Raw genomic sequence first — 1,337 nt, forward strand, 5'->3', positions numbered from 1 at the left:
AGCCTCCCATGGCGTGCACCACCACCGAGCCGGCAAAGTCATGGAAGCCGGCACCAAAGCGCTGCTGCAACCAGGCCTGCACCCCGAAGTTGCCGTTCCACACCAGCCCTTCGAAAAACGGGTAGACAAAGGCCACGATCAGCACCGTGGCGCACAATTGCGGCACAAAACGCGCGCGCTCGGCGATGCCACCGGAGATAATCGCCGGGATCGCCGCGGCGAAGGTCAGCAGGAAGAAGAACTTCACCAGGCCGTAGCCGTGATCGGCACTGATCACCGCCGCCGGTTGCAGGAAGCTCACGCCGTAGGAGATCCAATAGCCTATAAAGAAATAGGCCAGGGTCGAGACGGCGAAGTCACTGAGGATCTTCGACAGCGCATTGACCTGGTTCTTCTGCCGGACGGTGCCGACTTCGAGGAAGGCAAAGCCGGCGTGCATGGCCAGGACCATGACCGCCCCGATCAGGATGAACAGGGTGTTGGAACCGTGGACCAGGGTGTCCACAGCGCTTTGCAGATTTTCCATGGAGTAGGCAGATCCGAAATCGGCCAGCCGTTCCCTGGCAGGGCGCCCCGCTCCTTGCACCAAGTTGGCTCCCGGGCGCGCCATTGCACGCATTCGGTGAACCGTTTTGGCGCGCCGGGGGCGGCACGACAAACCACGGGGTGAGGACTGACCTGAGGTTATGGTTTTCTTGGCCAGGGTTTACGCGGGCTACAGCGCGACCCTCGCTCGTTTTCGGCGCAGGCCCGGGGCCTGGCGCACCAGGACAAAGCAAAAGCTGTACCAGACAATTGCAGTGAACCTTCGCCCAGGGCTCACACTCATAGCTCACACAAGCAACTAACGGAGATGGAACCATGGCCAGCAAAACGGCAAAGACGGCTCAAGAAGTACTGATGGCGGATTTTCAGGCACTGGTCAGTGACACGGAGCGTCTGCTGGAACACACCGCGACCCTGGCCGGCGACCAGGCCGACGAGTTGCGCGAGCAGATCCACGACAGCCTGCTCAAGGCCCGGGAGACCCTGCAACTGACCGAAGACTCCCTGCGCCAGCGGGGCCAGGCAGCGGTCACCGCCGCCGAGGACTATGTGCAGAGCAACCCTTGGCAATCGGTGGGCATCGCCGCCGGCGTAGGCTTCCTGATCGGCCTCCTGGCGACGCGGCGCTGATATGGCTATCGGCGAATCCACTTCGTCCGGCAGCGGCCCGAGCGCGTCTTCGCGGCGCCTGGGGGCGGCAGTCCTGGGGCTGCTGCACAGCCATGTCGAGCTGTTCGGCATCGAGTTGCAGGAGCAGAAAGCACGCACCGTGAGCCTGCTGTTGTTCGCCG

2 protein-coding genes and 1 pseudogene are annotated in these 1,337 nt (G+C 63.1%); 2 read left to right on the top strand and 1 reads right to left on the bottom strand.

What is annotated here, in order from left to right; genetic code table 11:
- A partial coding sequence (locus tag F6S12_RS31800) for an ammonium transporter (RefSeq protein ID WP_409999882.1) occupies positions 1-526 on the bottom strand: 526 nt, incomplete at its 3' end.
- A 335-nt stretch (positions 527-861) separates the two neighbouring features.
- Between F6S12_RS31800 and F6S12_RS31805 the strand changes: the two genes are divergently transcribed.
- Both F6S12_RS31805 and F6S12_RS33990 read left to right on the top strand, forming a co-directional pair.
- Positions 862-1,176, top strand: coding sequence for a YqjD family protein (locus F6S12_RS31805; protein WP_011062506.1), 315 nt, complete (start codon positions 862-864; stop codon positions 1,174-1,176).
- Position 1,177: 1 nt separating this feature from the next.
- Positions 1,178-1,337, top strand: a pseudogene (locus tag F6S12_RS33990) (hypothetical protein); the annotation flags it as partial.

The sequence above is a fragment of the Pseudomonas sp. JV245A genome, from assembly GCF_032424515.1.
In the GTDB taxonomy this organism is placed as follows: Bacteria; Pseudomonadota; Gammaproteobacteria; order Pseudomonadales; family Pseudomonadaceae; genus Aquipseudomonas; species Aquipseudomonas protegens.

What these genes read in the sequence shown, in the direction of transcription:
- F6S12_RS31805 (WP_011062506.1), top strand. Translation starts at nt 862, where the DNA reads ATGGCCAGCAAAACGGCAAAGACGGCTCAAGAAGTACTGATGGCGGAT.